The organism is Pseudomonas putida, from assembly GCF_004357765.1.
GTDB lineage: Bacteria > Pseudomonadota > Gammaproteobacteria > Pseudomonadales > Pseudomonadaceae > Aquipseudomonas > Aquipseudomonas putida_U.
In genome coordinates, this window is sequence record NZ_SMTE01000011.1 from 186,104 (window position 1) to 202,260 (window position 16,157).

Annotated in this window: 13 protein-coding genes; 10 read left to right on the plus strand and 3 right to left on the minus strand. The window is 62.0% G+C overall.

Annotation, left to right across the window (positions count from 1 at the left end; translation table 11 throughout):
* Positions 1-18 precede the first annotated feature (18 nt).
* Positions 19-1,374, plus strand: coding sequence for a glucarate dehydratase (gene gudD, locus E2H86_RS18300; protein ID WP_133330318.1), 1,356 nt, complete (start codon positions 19-21; stop codon positions 1,372-1,374).
* A 94-nt stretch (positions 1,375-1,468) separates the two neighbouring features.
* Here gudD and E2H86_RS18305 read toward each other — a convergent pair whose 3' ends face one another.
* Positions 1,469-2,356 carry a LysR substrate-binding domain-containing protein gene (locus tag E2H86_RS18305; RefSeq protein WP_133330320.1) on the minus strand — a complete coding sequence of 296 codons (888 nt, stop codon included), beginning with the start codon at positions 2,354-2,356 and terminating at the stop codon, positions 1,469-1,471.
* Positions 2,357-2,455: 99 nt separating this feature from the next.
* On the opposite strand from E2H86_RS18305, the gene E2H86_RS18310 reads away from it, so the two are divergent.
* The 9 genes from E2H86_RS18310 to E2H86_RS18350 all read left to right on the plus strand — a co-directional run bounded on the left by E2H86_RS18310 (position 2,456) and on the right by E2H86_RS18350 (position 12,294).
* Positions 2,456-3,397 (plus strand): 2-hydroxyacid dehydrogenase, encoded by a 942-nt coding sequence (locus E2H86_RS18310; RefSeq protein ID WP_133330322.1) that lies wholly within the window; start codon positions 2,456-2,458, stop codon positions 3,395-3,397.
* 105 nt (positions 3,398-3,502) lie between these two features.
* Positions 3,503-4,846, plus strand: coding sequence for an MFS transporter (locus tag E2H86_RS18315; RefSeq protein WP_133330324.1), 1,344 nt, complete (start codon positions 3,503-3,505; stop codon positions 4,844-4,846).
* 402 nt (positions 4,847-5,248) lie between these two features.
* Entirely contained in the window at positions 5,249-6,640 is a 1,392-nt protein-coding gene (gene gabP, locus E2H86_RS18320; RefSeq protein WP_133330326.1) for a GABA permease, read from the plus strand.
* A gap of 232 nt (positions 6,641-6,872) precedes the next feature.
* Entirely contained in the window at positions 6,873-7,724 is an 852-nt protein-coding gene (locus E2H86_RS18325) for an STAS domain-containing protein (RefSeq protein ID WP_133330328.1), read from the plus strand.
* A gap of 4 nt (positions 7,725-7,728) precedes the next feature.
* Positions 7,729-8,091 carry an STAS domain-containing protein gene (locus tag E2H86_RS18330; RefSeq protein ID WP_133330330.1) on the plus strand — a complete coding sequence of 121 codons (363 nt, stop codon included), beginning with the start codon at positions 7,729-7,731 and terminating at the stop codon, positions 8,089-8,091.
* Entirely contained in the window at positions 8,088-8,492 is a 405-nt protein-coding gene (locus E2H86_RS18335; RefSeq protein WP_133330332.1) for an anti-sigma regulatory factor, read from the plus strand. Before E2H86_RS18330 ends, E2H86_RS18335 begins: the two co-directional genes overlap by 4 nt.
* A complete protein-coding gene (locus tag E2H86_RS18340; RefSeq protein WP_133330334.1) occupies positions 8,489-9,499 on the plus strand; it encodes an ATP-binding protein in 1,011 nt (336 codons plus the stop codon). Before E2H86_RS18335 ends, E2H86_RS18340 begins: the two co-directional genes overlap by 4 nt.
* The gene (locus tag E2H86_RS18345; protein WP_133330336.1) at positions 9,492-10,358 is read left to right on the plus strand and encodes a sensor histidine kinase; all 867 of its coding nucleotides are present in this window, start codon (positions 9,492-9,494) and stop codon (positions 10,356-10,358) included. Before E2H86_RS18340 ends, E2H86_RS18345 begins: the two co-directional genes overlap by 8 nt.
* Positions 10,348-12,294: a response regulator gene (locus E2H86_RS18350; RefSeq protein WP_133330338.1), complete on the plus strand. Its 1,947-nt coding sequence runs from the start codon at positions 10,348-10,350 to the stop codon at positions 12,292-12,294. Before E2H86_RS18345 ends, E2H86_RS18350 begins: the two co-directional genes overlap by 11 nt.
* Before the next feature lie 49 nt (positions 12,295-12,343).
* Here E2H86_RS18350 and E2H86_RS18355 read toward each other — a convergent pair whose 3' ends face one another.
* Together E2H86_RS18355 and E2H86_RS18360 are read right to left on the minus strand one after the other, a co-directional pair.
* The gene (locus E2H86_RS18355; protein ID WP_427593320.1) at positions 12,344-14,518 is read right to left on the minus strand and encodes a methyl-accepting chemotaxis protein; all 2,175 of its coding nucleotides are present in this window, start codon (positions 14,516-14,518) and stop codon (positions 12,344-12,346) included.
* A 392-nt stretch (positions 14,519-14,910) separates the two neighbouring features.
* Positions 14,911-15,795 carry a hypothetical protein gene (locus tag E2H86_RS18360; RefSeq protein WP_133330342.1) on the minus strand — a complete coding sequence of 295 codons (885 nt, stop codon included), beginning with the start codon at positions 15,793-15,795 and terminating at the stop codon, positions 14,911-14,913.
* Positions 15,796-16,157: the final 362 nt, after the last annotated feature.

Consider the following 16,157-nt stretch of genomic DNA (forward strand, 5'->3'; position numbering starts at 1 on the left):
GACTGCGAGACAACAACCATGAACATGCACACGACACCCGCGCTCCATACCCAAACGCCCGTGGTCACCGACTTGCGCGTGATTCCGGTGGCTGGCCACGACAGCATGCTGCTCAACCTCAGTGGCGCCCATGGCCCGTTCTTTACCCGTAACGTCGTAGTGCTGCGCGACAGCGCTGGCAACACCGGCCTGGGCGAAGTGCCGGGTGGCGAGAAGATCCGCCAGACCCTTGAAGACGCTCGCAGCCTGGTGGTCGGCCAGCCCATCGGCCATTACCAGCGTGTGCTCAACGCCATGCGCCAGACCTTTGCCAATCGCGATGCCGCAGGCCGTGGTCTGCAGACCTTCGACCTGCGCATCACCGTGCATGCGGTGACCGCCATCGAGTCGGCCTTGCTCGACTTGCTCGGCCAGCACCTGAATGTGCCCATGGCGGCGTTGCTCGGCGAAGGCCAGCAACGCGATGCGGTGAAGATGCTGGGCTACCTGTTCTACATCGGTGACCGCCAGCAGACCGACCTGGCCTACCGCAATGAAGCCGATGCCGACGACGACTGGTTCCGCCTGCGTCACGAAAAGGCGCTGACCCCCGAGGCGGTAGTGCGCCTGGCCGAAGCCGCCAAGCAGCGTTATGGCTTCAGCGACTTCAAGCTCAAGGGCGGTGTACTGCGCGGCGAAGAAGAGATGGAAGCGGTGACCGCGCTGGCCGAACGCTTCCCCGAAGCGCGCATCACCCTCGACCCCAACGGTGCCTGGTCGCTCAAGGAGGCTATCGCCCTGTGCCGCGACAAGCACGATGTGCTGGCCTATGCCGAGGACCCGTGCGGCGCCGAGAACGGTTACTCGGGCCGTGAGGTGATGGCCGAGTTCCGCCGCGCCACCGGCCTGCCGACGGCCACCAACATGATCGCCACCGACTGGCGCCAGATGGGCCACGCCATCCAGTTGCAGTCGGTGGATATTCCGCTGGCCGATCCGCACTTCTGGACCTTGCAAGGTTCGGTACGGGTGGCGCAGATGTGCAACGACTGGGGCCTGACCTGGGGTTCGCATTCGAACAACCATTTCGACATCTCCCTGGCCATGTTCACTCAGGTGGCAGCGGCTGCGCCGGGTGAGATCACGGCGATCGACACGCACTGGATCTGGCAGGACGGCCAGCGCCTGACCCGCGAGCCACTGCGAATCGTCGATGGCCATGTGCGCGTACCGGAGCGCCCGGGATTGGGTGTGGAGATCGATGAAGACCAGTTGGCCAAGGCCCATGAGTGCTACCGCAACATGGGGCTGGGGGCACGGGATGACAGCGTGGCGATGCAGTTCCTGATTCCGGGGTGGCAGTTCGATAACAAGCGGCCTTGCCTGGTGCGGTGAGCCATAGGGCCTCTTCGCGGGTAAGCCGGGGCGCCGAACCGCCGCTCCCACAGCCTGTGGGAGCGGGCTTGTCCCGCGAAGGGGCCAGCGCCATTTATCCGGCTTCGAAAAACCCCCGCGCCATCGCCACGAACGCGCCCAACACCGGGTTCGGGTTATCCCGGCAATACGCCAGAAAGATCTCCGCTTGCTGCTCCATTCCCAGCAACGGCCTGAACACCACCTGCTCCAGGCGCAACGCCTGCGCCGAGGCCGGCACCACCGCGCAACCCAAGCCGACATTGACCAACCCCAGCACCGAGTGAGTCTGCCCCAACCGATGCAGGTATCGCGGCTGCACCTCGTGCCGGGCGAACAGATTGGTGATGCGGTCATGCAGGTAGCGCCCTTCGCCGGCGCTGTACATGATGAACGGCTGCCCATCGAAGTCCTCCGGCCTGAGCCGCTCGCGGCTGCTCAACGGATGTCCTGCCGGCAGCGCCGCGACGAACGGCTCGCGGTGGATCGGCACGTACTCGACCCGCGCGCTGGGTAGTACCTGGCGTACCAGACCGATGTCGATCAGGCTGGCTTCGAGGTCATGCACCTGGGTGCTGGACACGCTTTCGCTGAGCATCAGCTCGATATCCGGCAGAGCCTTGCCGGCATGGACCAGCAGACGCGGAATCATGCTGTAGGCGCCCACCGCAGTGAAACCCAGGGTCAATCGACCGGCCTCGCCGTGGGCGATACGCCGGGCCGAGTGGCTGGCGGTCTCGGCGATGTGCAGGATGCGTCGGGCATCTTCCAGGAAGCTCTGGCCGGCGAGGGTCAGCCGCGCCTGGCGGTTGTTGCGCTCGAGCAGCAGCACTCCGAGCGAATGTTCCAGCAGTTGGATCTGCCGGCTCAGCGGCGGTTGCGTCATGTGCAGGCGGGTGGCCGCACGGCCGAAATGCAGTTCTTCGGCAACGGCGACGAAACAGCGCAGCTGGTGCAACTCCATGATTCAAATCCTGAATTATTCGATCCAGTATCTATATTAGACCTGTATCAAATGCCGGCCTAGCATCGACCTATGTCTTCGAACTGCCGGATACCCACGATGAACCACAACACCATCGACGTGCTGCTGACCCAGCCCGTGCCAGAGGCCATCGATGCCCAACTGGTCGCTGCCTATCAGGTGCACAGGCTGTATCAGCAGGCCAACCCGCAACAGCTGCTCGACCAACTCGGTCCGCGCATTCGCGGTGTGGTCACCGGTGGCGCCAAGGGGCTGTCCAACGCCCTGATGGACCAGTTGCCGGCCCTGGAAATCATCGCCATCAGCGGCATCGGTACCGACGCCGTGGACCTGCGCCATGCGGCCAGCCGCAACATTCATGTCACCACCACGCCGGGTGTGCTCACCGCCGACGTTGCCGACCTGGCCCTGGGCCTGATCATCAGCACCCTGCGCCGCCTGGGCGAAGGTGAGCGGTTGGTGCGCGATGGCTTGTGGGGCACGGTCAACCTGCCGTTGGCGCGTAAGGTCAGCGGCATCGACCTGGGCATCGTCGGCCTTGGCCAGGTGGGCAAGGCCATCGCCCGGCGCGCCGCCGCCTTCGACATGCGCATCGCCTATCACGGACGTCGCGAGCAGGCGGATTGCGGTTACCGCTACGCCGCCGACCTGGTCGAACTGGCGCGCTCGGTCGACGTGCTGGTGGTCGCCGCTTCCGCTGATGGTGGTCAGGTTCTGGTGACGGCCGATGTGCTCGAAGCGCTCGGGCCGCAGGGATACCTGATCAACGTCGCACGGGGCAAGCTGGTGGATGAACCGGCGCTGGTCGAGGCGCTGCGGGAAGGTCGTATCGCTGGTGCCGGGCTGGACGTGTTCGTCGACGAGCCCCATGTGCCTGCGGCATTGCTCGACCTCAACCAAGCCAGTCTGCAACCGCACCGGGGCAGCGCCACGCTGCAGACCCGGCTGGCAATGGGGCAGATGGTGCTCGACAACCTGGCTGCCTGTTTCCGGGGCGAAATACCGCCCAATTGCGCCTAGCTGCCAACACCGGCTTCTACAGGCCCGTACACACACCACACAGCCCAAAAGCCACACCTTCTCTTCACAAGAACAATCGCTTCCATCGAGAAGCAAGAGGGTCACATGAACAGCAAATCCGCCGTCGCCGCACCACAGGCACTGGCTGGGGTCGGTCGCCATCGCTTCCTGATCCTGGCGCTGATCTTCGTCATCACCGTCATCAACTACGCCGACCGGGCCACCCTGTCGATCACCGGAACCGAAGTGCTCAAGGATCTGGGCATGGACCCGGTCATGCTCGGCATGGTGTTTTCCGCGTTCGCTTGGGCCTATGCCCTCGGTCAAGTGCCGGGCGGCTGGCTGCTCGATCGCTTCGGTGCCCGTCGGGTCTACGGCGTCAGCCTGATCCTCTGGTCGCTGTTCACCCTGCTGCAGGGCACCGTGGGCTGGATGGGCCTGGCCGGCGCATCGGCGGCGGTGGCGTTGTTCTCCATGCGCTTTATGCTCGGACTGGTGGAGTCGCCGGCATTTCCGGCCAACTCGCGGGTGGTCAGCTGCTGGTTCCCCACTCGCGAACGCGGCACGGCATCGGCCTTGTTCAACTCGGCGCAGTACATGGCGGTGGTGGTGTTCGCCCCGTTGATGGCGTGGATGACCCACACCCTGAGCTGGGAGCAGGTATTCATCTGGATGGGTGTGCTGGGGTTGCTGCTGAGCCTGGTGTGGTTCCGCCTCTATCATGAACCCCACAGCGCCCCGCGACTCAGCCGCGAAGAGCTCGACTACATGCGTGAGGGTGGCGCACTGGTCGATCTGGAAAAAGAACGCAAGGCAGCCAAGAGCAAGCCGACCCGCGCCGAAGTGATGCAACTGTTCACCAGTCGCAACCTGTGGGCGGTGTACCTGGGCCAGTACTGCATCACCGCGCTGACCTATTTCTTCATCACCTGGTTCCCGATCTACCTGATCAAAGGCCGTGGCATGACTATCATGGAGGCCGGCTGGGTCGCTGCGCTGCCGGCGATCTGCGGCTTCACCGGCGGCATTCTCGGTGGGTTGCTGTCCGACTGGTTGATCGGTCGTGGCGTGCATCCGTCGAAAGCGCGCAAGACCCCGTTCGTGATGGGCATGGCACTGTCGACCAGCCTGGTGCTGGCCAACTATGTCGACGGCAACGCCGCCGTGATCGGCTTGATGACTTTGGCGTTCTTCGGCAAGGGCCTGGCGGCGGTAGGCTGGGCGGTGCTGTCGGACGTGGCGCCGAAGAAGATGGTCGGCCTGTGTGGTGGCGTGTTCAACGGCATCGGCAACATCGCCGGCATCGTCACCCCGCTGGTGATCGGTTACGTGGTGGCCTCCACCGGCTCATTCCACAACGCACTCTGGTTCGTGGCCGCCCATGGCGTGCTGGGAATCCTCGCTTACCTGTTGCTGGCCCGACGCTTCGAGCGTACCGGACAGGCGTAGGCAGACGCCTGAGCAACAGGGCCCCGGGAGACCGGGGCTTTTTTTTAATGCCTGCCGTACGTTGTTTGGCGCCTGTGAGATCGAGCGCCGCGCGGGCGGCGCTCGATTTCCGCACCACCTCCAGACGCCCCGATGACGCATCCAGACATGCCATTGGCGACATCTGGCGCGATTGGAAATGCGTTGTCGTGATCGCGCACCTGTGGGACGTTCTCGTGTAAATTCCCGGCGCCGTGCGGGGCTTAAATGGTCCCCGCATTTGCCGGTGCGTTGCTCTGTAAAGCGTGCAGAAGGTCAACAACAGAGCGTGAGCGACGTGTCATTTTTCCCTCATCTTCCAGGAGCAATTTTCGCCTACGCCTGCCCGTCTTTCCTTGTGTCAGCAAAAAGAGAACAAGATCAATGAACACCGTGGGATCTGATGGCAACCTTGCACAAGGTTTCAAGCCGCGTCATGTAACGATGCTGTCCATCGCGGGCATCATCGGAGCAGGACTTTTCGTGGGTTCCGGGCACGCCATCGCGGCAGCCGGGCCTGCAACCATAGTTTCTTATTTCGTGGCCGGAACCCTGGTGGTGCTGGTCATGCGCATGCTCGGCGAAATGGCCGTGGCGCACCCCGACACCGGTTCGTTCTCCACCTATGCCGACCAGGCCATCGGCCGTTGGGCCGGTTACACCATCGGCTGGTTGTACTGGTGGTTCTGGGTGTTGGTCATCCCGATCGAAGCACTGGCCGCCGGACACGTGCTCAACGCCTGGTTCCCTGACATCCCAAGCTGGATCTTCGCTCTGGCTTCGGTGGTGCTGCTGGCCGGTACCAACCTGTTCAGCGTGGCCAAGTACGGCGAGTTCGAGTTCTGGTTCGCCATTCTGAAGGTCACGGCCATTCTGGGCTTCATCGGTCTGGGCTTCGCCGCGCTGATGGGCTGGTTGCCCAATCGCGAGGTCAGCGGCCTCAGCAGCCTGATGGCCGAGCACGGCGGCTTCGCGCCCAAGGGCTGGTCGGCGGTGATCGGCGCCTTCATTACCGTGATGTTCAGCTTCATCGGTACCGAGGCGGTGACCATCGCGGCATCCGAGTCCAGCGACCCGTCGCGCAACATCGCCAAGGCCACGCGCTCGGTGATCTGGCGGATCAGCACCTTCTACATCCTGTCGATCTTCGTGATCATCTCGGTGGTGCCGTGGAACGATCCGCAACTGGCGGTGGTGGGCTCTTACCAGCGAGCGCTGGAGATCATGAACATCCCCAATGCCGCCTTCATGGTCGATCTGGTGGTGCTGGTGGCGGTGACCAGTTGCATGAACTCGTCGATCTACATCGCTTCGCGGATGATGTACTCGCTGGCCAAGCGTGGCGACGCGCCGGCCATGCTCAACAAGACTTCCAAGGTTGGCGTGCCGCGCGCGGCCGTCTTCGGCAGTACCTTGATCGGCGCCGCCATCGCCGTGCTGAACTACTTCGCGCCGAAGGGGGTGTTCGAATTCCTCCTGGCCAGCTCAGGCGCCATCGCGCTGCTGGTGTACCTGGTCATCGCCATCTCGCAGCTGCGCATGCGCCGCCGCCTGGAGCGCGAAAACACCGAACTGAAGTTCCGCATGTGGCTGTTCCCGTACCTGACCTGGGCGGTGATCCTGTTCATCGGTGGGGCGCTGGCGGTAATGATGTACACGCCCGAGCACCGCGCGGAAGTGAGCTCGACCCTGGGCCTGGCGATCGTAATCTCCTTCCTCGGAATCGTCACCTCACGGGGCCATGCGCAGGTGGTGGGTGCGCGTTCGATGGGGTGAACCCGTTCACCTTGCGATAGAGCGAAGGGCACCTGTGGATGGGTGCCCTTTGCTTTTTGAAATACTTGTTCAAGACTGCCGGCGGGGGCCATCCCAAGCCCTTGCGCTGCAGCTTGGATGGCCCATTGCAATTATCTTTTTGACGTCACAACTATTTTTACCGCCAAATGTCATTCTTTGAGGGTCGGCCGTTTATGGAGCTGCCGGCACACCTGCATAGGAGCGAAGACAAATGGCAGCACTGCAAGACCGTACCGTTGACAGCATCAAGCACAATCAGTCGCAATTGCTGGCGCAATGGACGGCGGCCCTGGAGGCCAACGGCGCCACTCGCAATATCAAGGAACAAACCGTATTGCAGGAAACCCGCGATTTCCTGCAACTGTTCGTCGATGCCCTGCAAGTGGGCGGCGAAAGCGATATTGGCTCCGCTGGTTGGGAAGATGTCCGCCGCTTCCTGGAAAAGCTTTCTGCCAGCCGCGCCCAGTTGGGCCATGACTCGCACCAGACGGCGTACTTCATCTTCGCCCTGAAAGGCCCGCTGTTCAGCTTGCTGCAGACGCAACTGAGCGATGAGCCAGCCCGTCTTGCCGAGCAACTGTGGGAGATCTCCGGGCTGCTCGACAACTTGGGCATGCACACCATCCGCACCTACCAGAGGACCCGCGAAGCGGTGATCAAGCGCCAGCAGGAAGAGCTGCTGGAGCTGTCCACGCCGGTGGTCAAGCTGTGGGATGGCGTGCTCGCGCTGCCGCTGATCGGTACCCTCGACTCGCAGCGTAGCCAGACCGTGATGGAGTCTTTGCTGCAGCGCATCGTCGATACCGGTTCGGAAATTGCCATCATCGACATCACCGGCGTGCCGACCGTGGATACCCTGGTCGCCCAGCACCTGCTCAAGACCGTTACCGCGATCCGCTTGATGGGCGCCGACTGCATCATCAGCGGGGTACGTCCGCAGATCGCGCAGACCATCGTGCACCTTGGCCTGGACCTGGGCAACCTGACCACCAAGGCCAACCTCGCCGATGCCTTGAGGCTGGCGCTGAGCCGCCTGGGTGTCAGCATGAGCGAACGGGATTGAGCCGATGGAACGCATACCGATTCTTCGCATGGGCGAATTTCTGTTGGTGACCATTCAGGTGGACATGCATGACAAGCTCGCCATGCGTCTGCAGGACGACCTCACCGACCGCATCAGCGCGACATCCGCCCGGGGTGTATTGCTCGATATCTCGGCACTGGACATGGTCGACTCGTTCATCGGCCGGATGATCGCCGATATCGCCAGCCTGTCCCGACTGATGGACGCCCAGGTGATGGTGGTGGGCATGCAGCCGGCCGTGGCCATCACCTTGGTGGAACTGGGCCTGACCCTGCCTGGGGTGAGCACCGCCCTCGATGTGGAGCGCGGCATGCAGCGGCTCAGCCAGCATGTGAGGCCCCTATGAGTGGCGAACACAGCGGCAGCCTGCCGGTGCGTATCGAACAGGACGTGGTGCTGGCACGGCAGTTGGCGCGCAAGCTGGCCAGCGACTGCGGCATGCGCCTGGTGGACCTGACCAAGCTGGTGACCGCGGTCAGCGAGCTGGCGCGCAACACCGTGGTCTATGGTGGCGGCGGCGACATGGACTGGGAGGTGCTCGATCAAGCCGGACGCACTGGACTGCGCCTGGTGTTTCGCGACGAAGGCCCCGGCATCGCCGATACCAAGCTGGCCCTCACCGATGGCTGGACCTCCGGCAACGGCCTGGGGCTTGGCCTGACCGGCGCCCGGCGCCTGGTGGACGAGTTCGAGCTCGACACCGCCCCAGGCGAGGGCACCCGCGTGACGATCACGCGATGGGCATGAATATCCCCGCCAGCAGAACGCTGGTACTTCCCCTGGAAGACGCAAGCCAGGTCGGACATGCCCGGCGCACAGCGCAACAACTGGCCGAGCGCCAAGGCTTCGACAGCGAGGACGCCGGCCGCGTGGCGCTGCTCGCCACCGAGTTGGCCAGCAACGTGCTCAAGCATGCAGGTCATGGTGCTTTGCACTTGCGCAGCGTGCCAGGTGCCGATGGGCCGGGTATCGAGATGCTGGCCGTCGATCGCGCCGAGGGCTTCGATGCCGATGTCTGCCTGACCGATGGTTATTCGACGCTAGGTACCCAGGGCATTGGCCTGGGGGCGGTGACCCGTCTGGCCCAGGTGTTCGACATGTACACCGACGCTCGTGGCTCGGTGATCCTGGCGCGGCTGTATCGGCGCGATATCCCGTGTGCGGACCTGCGTATCGGCGTCAGTCACCATGCCTTGCACGATGACCCGGCCTGTGGCGACACTTGGCACGTGACGCTCGCCGACGGCCGTCTCAGCGCCTTGCTGGTCGATGGCCTGGGTCATGGCCCCGAGGCTGAGCAAGCGGCCCTGGCCGCTGTCAACGCCTTCGCCCAGCACCCTATGCGCGACCCGTTGTTGCTGATCGAGCACCTGCACCAGGCCATGGGCGGAACCCGTGGCGGTGCCGTGGCCATCGCCCAGCACGACGCCCACAATGACCGGTTGGCCTACACCGGCATCGGCAACATCGGCGCGACCCTGGTCTCCGGCAACTGCTACCGTGGCCTGGCCTCACTGCCGGGTATCGTTGGCGGTCAGTACCGCAAGGTGCAGGTGTTCGATTATGCCGACGTCACCGGCAACTTGCTGATCCTCTACAGCGACGGCCTGCAGTCGCGCTGGAACCTACAAGACTATCCAGGCCTGGTGCACCGCCACCCGGCCGTGATCGCCACCGTACTGCACCGCGATTTCTGCCGAGGGCGGGACGACGTGACAGTGCTGGTCATCGACCTGGAGCCTAGCCATGGCTGAACCCACCTCCAACGATCAGGCCGCCCTGATCGCCCGCCTGCAGGCCGACAACGAGGCCCTGCGTGCCGAGCTCGATGAAACCAACCAGGGCGTGCTGGCCCTGTACGCGGAGCTGGACATCCAGGCCGAGCAACTGCGCCAGGCGTCCGATCTGAAAAGCCGCTTCCTGTCGTACATGAGCCACGAGTTTCGCACGCCGCTCGGTTCGATCCTGAGCATCACCAGTTTGCTGGCCGACGAACTGGACGGGCCGTTGTCCGAAGAACAGCATCGCCAGGTGGCGTTCGTCAGCACCGCTACCCGCGAGCTGTCCGACATGGTCGACGATCTGCTCGACCTGGCCAAGATCGAAGCCGGACGCATCACCATCTCGCCGGCCTGGTTCGATATGTTCGACCTGTTCGCCGCGCTGCGTGGCATGTTCCGGCCGATTGTCGACGCTTCGGCGGTCGATCTGATCTTCGAAGAGCCGGTGGGGCTGCCACGGCTTTATACCGACGACAAGAAGCTCGCGCAGATCCTGCGCAACTTCATCTCCAATGCCCTCAAGTTCACCACCCGGGGCGAGGTGCGGGTCTCCGCGCGGCTGTTTGGCACCGACCAGGTCCGCTTCGCTGTCAGCGATACCGGCATCGGCATCGCCGAAGAGCTGCTGGGGACGCTGTTCGAAGATTTCGCCCAGGTCGATTCGCCGCTGCAGAAGCGTCTGCGCGGTACCGGGCTGGGCCTGTCACTGTGCAAGCGTTTCGCCATGCTGCTCGGTGGCGAGGTCGGGGTGGACAGTACGCCTGGAGTAGGCTCTTCTTTCTTCGTGATCATTCCGCTGGCCCTGGCCCAGGAGAGCGCTGATGAAAGCTGACGTGCGCCTGCTCATCGTCGATGACAACGCCGCCACCCGCTATGCACTGCGCCGTCGTCTGGACGCCCATGGCTATGAGGTGCTGGAGGCCGGTACCGGCGGCGAAGGGCTGGCGTTGATTCGCGATGAACAGGTGGATGCGTTGATCCTCGACGTCAATCTGCCGGACATGAGCGGCTTCGACATCGTCCGGTTGTTACGCCAGGACAGTCGCACCGCTTTGCTACCGGTGATCCACGTATCGGCGGCGTCGATCCAGAGCGGCGATATCATCACCGGCCTCAACGCCGGGGCCGATGCCTACCTGATTCACCCGGTCGACCCGGACGTGCTGCTCGCCACCTTGCGCACCTTGTTGCGGGTGCGTGACACCGAGCGCGCGCTACGCCAGAGCGAAGCGCGCTTTCAGGAGATCTTTCGTGGCGTTTCGGCGCCGATTGCCGTACTCGACGGCGAACTCAAGGTGCACGAGTGCAACCATGCCTTCGCTCATCTGGTGCAGGATAACCGCGACCCGCAGCGGCTGAGTGAATGCTTCGCCGATGGCCAGGAGGCGGCGCTCGAAGAGCTGCGCCAGCATCTGGTAGCTGGCCAACGCTGGAAGGGCACCTTGGGCATGCGTCTGCACGGCCAGCCACGGGACACCGAGTGGCAGTTGTCGCCCTACCAGGCGCCCGGGTTGTGCCTGGTCTTCGTCGAGGACATCACCGAGCACCGCCATCGTGAGCGCTCGCACCTGGCCCGCCTGGACGACGCCAACAGCCAGTTGGCCAAGGAAGTGGCCGAGCGCGTACGCACCGAGGCGCAACTGTTGCAGTTGCAGAAGATGGATGCGCTGGGCAGCCTCACTGGCGGTATCGCCCATGACTTCAACAATCTGCTCACCGGCATCATCACCAGCCTTGAGCTGATCCGTAAGCGGGTGGCGGAAAACCGCGTCGAAAACGTGCCCCGCTATGCCGAGGCTGCACTGAGCTCGGCCAACAGCGCCGCGGTGCTCACCCACCGTCTGCTGGCCTTCGCCCGCCAGCAGCCGCTCGACACACGCCCGGTGGACGTCAATCAGCACGTGCGTTCGCTGGAGGAGCTGGTCACCCGCACCATCGGCGAAAGGATCACGCTGACCCTCGAATTGTCCAGTCTTCCCGTCATCGCCCTGGTCGACTCGGTGCAACTGGAAAGCGCGGTACTCAACTTGGTCATCAACGCCCGTGATGCCCTGCCCAAGGGCGGACAGATCTGGGTGAACACGTCGGCGGCCTGGTGCCACGGCGACCCCAACCTGGCCGATGGGCCCTATGTGGTCGTGACCGTGCGCGACAACGGTAGCGGCATCGAGGCCGAGTTGCTGGACAAGGTCTTCGATCCGTTCTTCACCACCAAGCCACTGGGGCAAGGTACAGGCCTGGGGTTATCCACCATCTACGGCTTCGCCCGCCAGTCGGGCGGCCATGTGGAGTTGCGCAGCGTGGTCGGCAAGGGCACCGAGGTAACGTTGCTGCTGCCGGCGAGCGACCAGGTGGCGATAGCCGTGGAGCGCGAGGTGGGGGATGATCAGCAGGGCCAGGGCGAGCGTGTACTGATCGTCGAGGACATGGCTTCGGTGCGCCTGTCAGTGGCTGAAGCGCTGACCGAGGGTGGCTACCGCTGCACTTTGGCTTCGACCATCGAAGAAGCGCTGGAGCATCTGCGCAGCGAGCAGACCATTGACCTGCTGCTGACAGATGTCGGCTTGCCGACGTTGAGTGGACGCGAACTGGCCGACATCGCCCGGACCCACCGGCCGGGGTTGCCGGTATTGTTCATGACCGGCTATGCCGATGCCGCGCTGGACCGTCAGGCGTTTCTGGGTACGGGCATGGACATGTTGATCAAGCCGTTCAAACTGTCCGAGCTGCTCGACCGGGTGCGGCAAGCGGTCGTGCGGGTGGGGTGAGGGTGGTTGCGCCCTCCGGTCGGCTGGCGCTCCCAGACCATCGCCAGTCTCAGGCCGCTGCCCGATTCGTGCCGCCGCTGACTTCGAACTGACCCACCAGTTTTTCCAGCTTGTTGGCGTTGACCTTCACCGTCTCTGCGCTGCTCTGCAGTACCACCACTGTCTGGCGCATCTCGGCCGAGGACTGATCAACCTTCTCGATGGTCTTGCCGCAGGCCAGACTGTGCGCGTTGAGCTGCTGGATGATCGCGAACATGCTCTCCACCGCCTGATGCAACTGGACGTTCTCCGATGAGGCATCCTCGGCCAGGCGCAGGCTTTCATCGACGTTCTTGACGCCCTCCTGCATGAAGCCCACAGCCTTTTGAGTCTCGTTCTGCAGGCCTTCGACCATGCTGCGGATGTCGTCGGCCGCACGCGAAGTGCGCGCCGCCAGGCTGCGCACTTCCTCCGCGACGACGGCGAAGCCGCGCCCGTGCTCGCCGGCGCGTGCGGCTTCGATCGCCGCGTTCAGGGCCAATAGGTTGGTCTGGCTGGTGATATCGCTGATCAACCCGGTGATGTTGCCGATCTGCGTCATACGGCTGTCGAGCAATTGCACGCTCGAAGACGAGCGCTGCACGACATCGCGTATCGATTGCGTACCTGCCTGTACCGCCGCGAACTCCTCGCGAGCGCGGCTGACGACTTCGTCCATGGCCTGTTTCATCTGCTCGGCGCTGGCCGAGGCCTGCTGGATCTCGCCCAACTGGTCTTCGACGATGATCATCATCTGGTGCACCGCGTCGGCCACCTCGGTGGAGGTCAGGCTGGCCTGTTGGCTGCGTCCGAGCATCATCTGGTTGGTGACGCCGACGTTGCGGCTGGCCTTGACCACTTGGCCCACCACCGAGTCGAGACGGTCGATGAAGCTGTTGATCCAACGCCCCATGTCGCCCGTTTCATCATTGGCCATGGCGGTGACGTCCAGCCGCTGACGCAGGTTGCCTTCACCTTCGGCGATGGTACGCAGCACATTGGTCATGCCATTCAAGCGCGCGGCCAGGCGCTTTGGGCCCAGGCGGCTGAACAGCACAGCCGCACAAAGCATGCTCAGCAGCATGACAACGTCGTTCATGCCTTGCGACAGACCGGCATAGTGCTGCACGGCCACGTTGCAGCCGAGCAATGCAGCCATGGTGGCCACGTAGGGTTTCATCAGTCCATGGGTGAGCGAGCGGCGGCGATAGACTTCCTCCAGGTCCGCCTCGCACATCATGCCCCAAAGGTCAGGCGAGCCCGGTAGCTGGAAGGTGATGCCCTTGCCGATTACCGGGATGTGGCGGTAGTCGGAATAGCCAGGGTAGGTCACGAACAGGTTCGAGCCATGGCGAATGGTCTCGCGCACACCGGGGTGAAGTTGCTGCGTCGCCGGGTCGGTGAAGCGTAATTCCAGTTCGGTGTGCTGCTGCACCTTTACCGTGGACCAGGGCGTGTGCACGCCGCTCTTGAGGTTCTCGCCGTGGGTGAAGGTGCCATCCTCGAAGCGCGAACGTGACAGCGCGGTGCCGGGCTCCAGGGTCGGGTCAAAATGCGATCTGGCCATGAACAGGTAGTTGTCGCCCGACTCGGCGAAGATGTGCCCGGCCTCGCGCTGAATGAGGTCGCCCAGTACATCGTTGGGCACTCGACCGCAGAGGCAGCCGAGGGTTTTTCCGGCGACGTTCAGTGGCAGGTAGAACATCAAAGTCACGGCATCGTGGAAGCGCGACGATGAAGGACCGACCGTCACGGTCAGGGGGTCGCTGTAGGGACCGTGGAGGAAACGCGCTTTCAGGCCTTGGGCCAGGGCCTTGGCTGGCGCTTGGGCCTGATCGGGGCGATGCTCCCAAGTCGAGGTGATGACGCTGCCGGTGCTGTCGACGACGAACAGTTCGGAAAAGTCTTCAGCTTGATTGAGCTTGTCCATCAGCAGTGCACGGTCGAGCTGGGTCAGATCGTCGCTGAAATGCTCGGCCACTTCGGCCAGGTGTTCCCACTGTTCCCGGGCCCAGTTCTGCAGAAGGCGCACGCGGGTTTGAGCGATCGCTTCGAAGGTTTGTTCGATGACGGGGTAGGTGGTCTGGTTAAGACGGCAGGCCCAGCCCATGGCGAGTTTTCCGGTCTTGCCGAACCAGGGTAACCAGCGCTTTTCGCTTGAGGATAACTGCATGGAGGTACTGGCGAGGGTCATTGTCATCTCCATCCTCTAGTTAGATGGCAAATTGACAGCAATTTGCGCGCCAGGTCGTAAGCGTGCTAACGATTGTGCGGGGTGTAGCAGGGGCAGAGCGTTAGAAGGTCGGCGGTGGGCGCTTTTGTTGAGCCAAATTGGTGCGGCTGATGCACTGGTGGGGGCAGGTATGGATTGGGTGTGGGTAAGGAGCGAATTTCAGGCGCAAAAAAAGACGTCCGCGGACGTGTCTTTTTGAGGATTTGGTGGGCCGGGGTAATCTGAACTGATGATTTAGTGCATTGATTTTAAAGTAAATTATCTGTTTGTTTATTTATTTGGAATACTTTTTGGAATACTGGTCCGCTGAGGTGGTGGCGCAGGGAGAGGGCGGATCCATTCCATCCTCTTCCCAAGGAGGCTGCTCATCTGCGGTCTTTCAGCTTGTCTGCCAGGCACGCGCTAGATTCAGACTCTATCTTTATCAGATGCTCCAATACATCAGATCGCTTCAGATTGTGCTTTTCTGCCAGCCCGTCGAGGAGGGCGATCACAGTTTTCGAAAGCCAGACGTTAACCTGCTTCTTGTCATCATTGCGTTCGCCGAACTGCTTTCGGCTCCATCGCTTCTTGATCTCCTTGATGATGAGTTTCTGTTCGGTGCGGCTAATTGTCGCTTTATCGAAGTACATGAGCAGAGCTGTGTGATCTCGAATAGGGAGCTGCTCATCTGGTAGGGGTTTATGATTCTTCTCCAGCCACTCCCAAGCGCATTGGCAGCGTCTGGCGCCATCCTTTTTGTCTTCGAACCACTCAAAATCACTATCACTTGCCTTGTGTCCAAGCCACTCCTTGCGTAGGTGTTCGATTTTGTCTGCTTTCTTTGCGATATCGATATCCCAGAGATCGAGCAGGGCGATGAGATGATTTCTGCCGGTGAGATGCACCAGCCCTTGAGGCACTCCACGAAGAGGTCGCAAATCAGTGAGGTCTTCAATCCTTCTAAGCAGCCATTGATACTGTCTTGGACCTCCGTCTATCCACTTGATGTAGTCAATGGGCACCATAAACCGGTCTTTATCCCTGTCTATTCTCCCAAGCAGGCGGGTATTTCGCTTCAAAACGCGGGCAATGGCGCTCCTCATGGTCGTGCCGTTGCAGGTGGCGGGTTCTAAATCAGCCTTTTCGTAAGAATACAGGTAGAGCCATAGCCAGATGTCTCGACGAATATTGTTTCGCGGGTCCTCAATGAGTTGGCTTAGCTCATCGTGCCAGTCATCCGTGAAAATAAGACCACTTTTCTCTTTCATAGTTAAAATCTATTAGGAATCAAAATTGTTGGTGTTGTGACTATTATTGTTTCTAATTCTAGCGCGATTCTAGATAGGATCTGTGAAGAAAATATGGGTCTTTAAGCAAAATTCTACAGGTATTCTATGGCTATTCTAGAATATTTTTTTGCCTGCGCGTCTCAAATCATGGGCCTCTAACCGTATTTATCCGTGATTTGAATCACATCGGTTTTTAAGCCCAGAATTTTGAAGATGCATGAGGACGTCAGTGAAGCTTTGCTATGCAGCTGGTGGGAGCGTATGTCATCGAGTAGGTTGGCAAGTGCGGCGCGTATCGAGTTCTGATGAGATTGTCGGGGCTATTTGACGTTGAGGGCTCG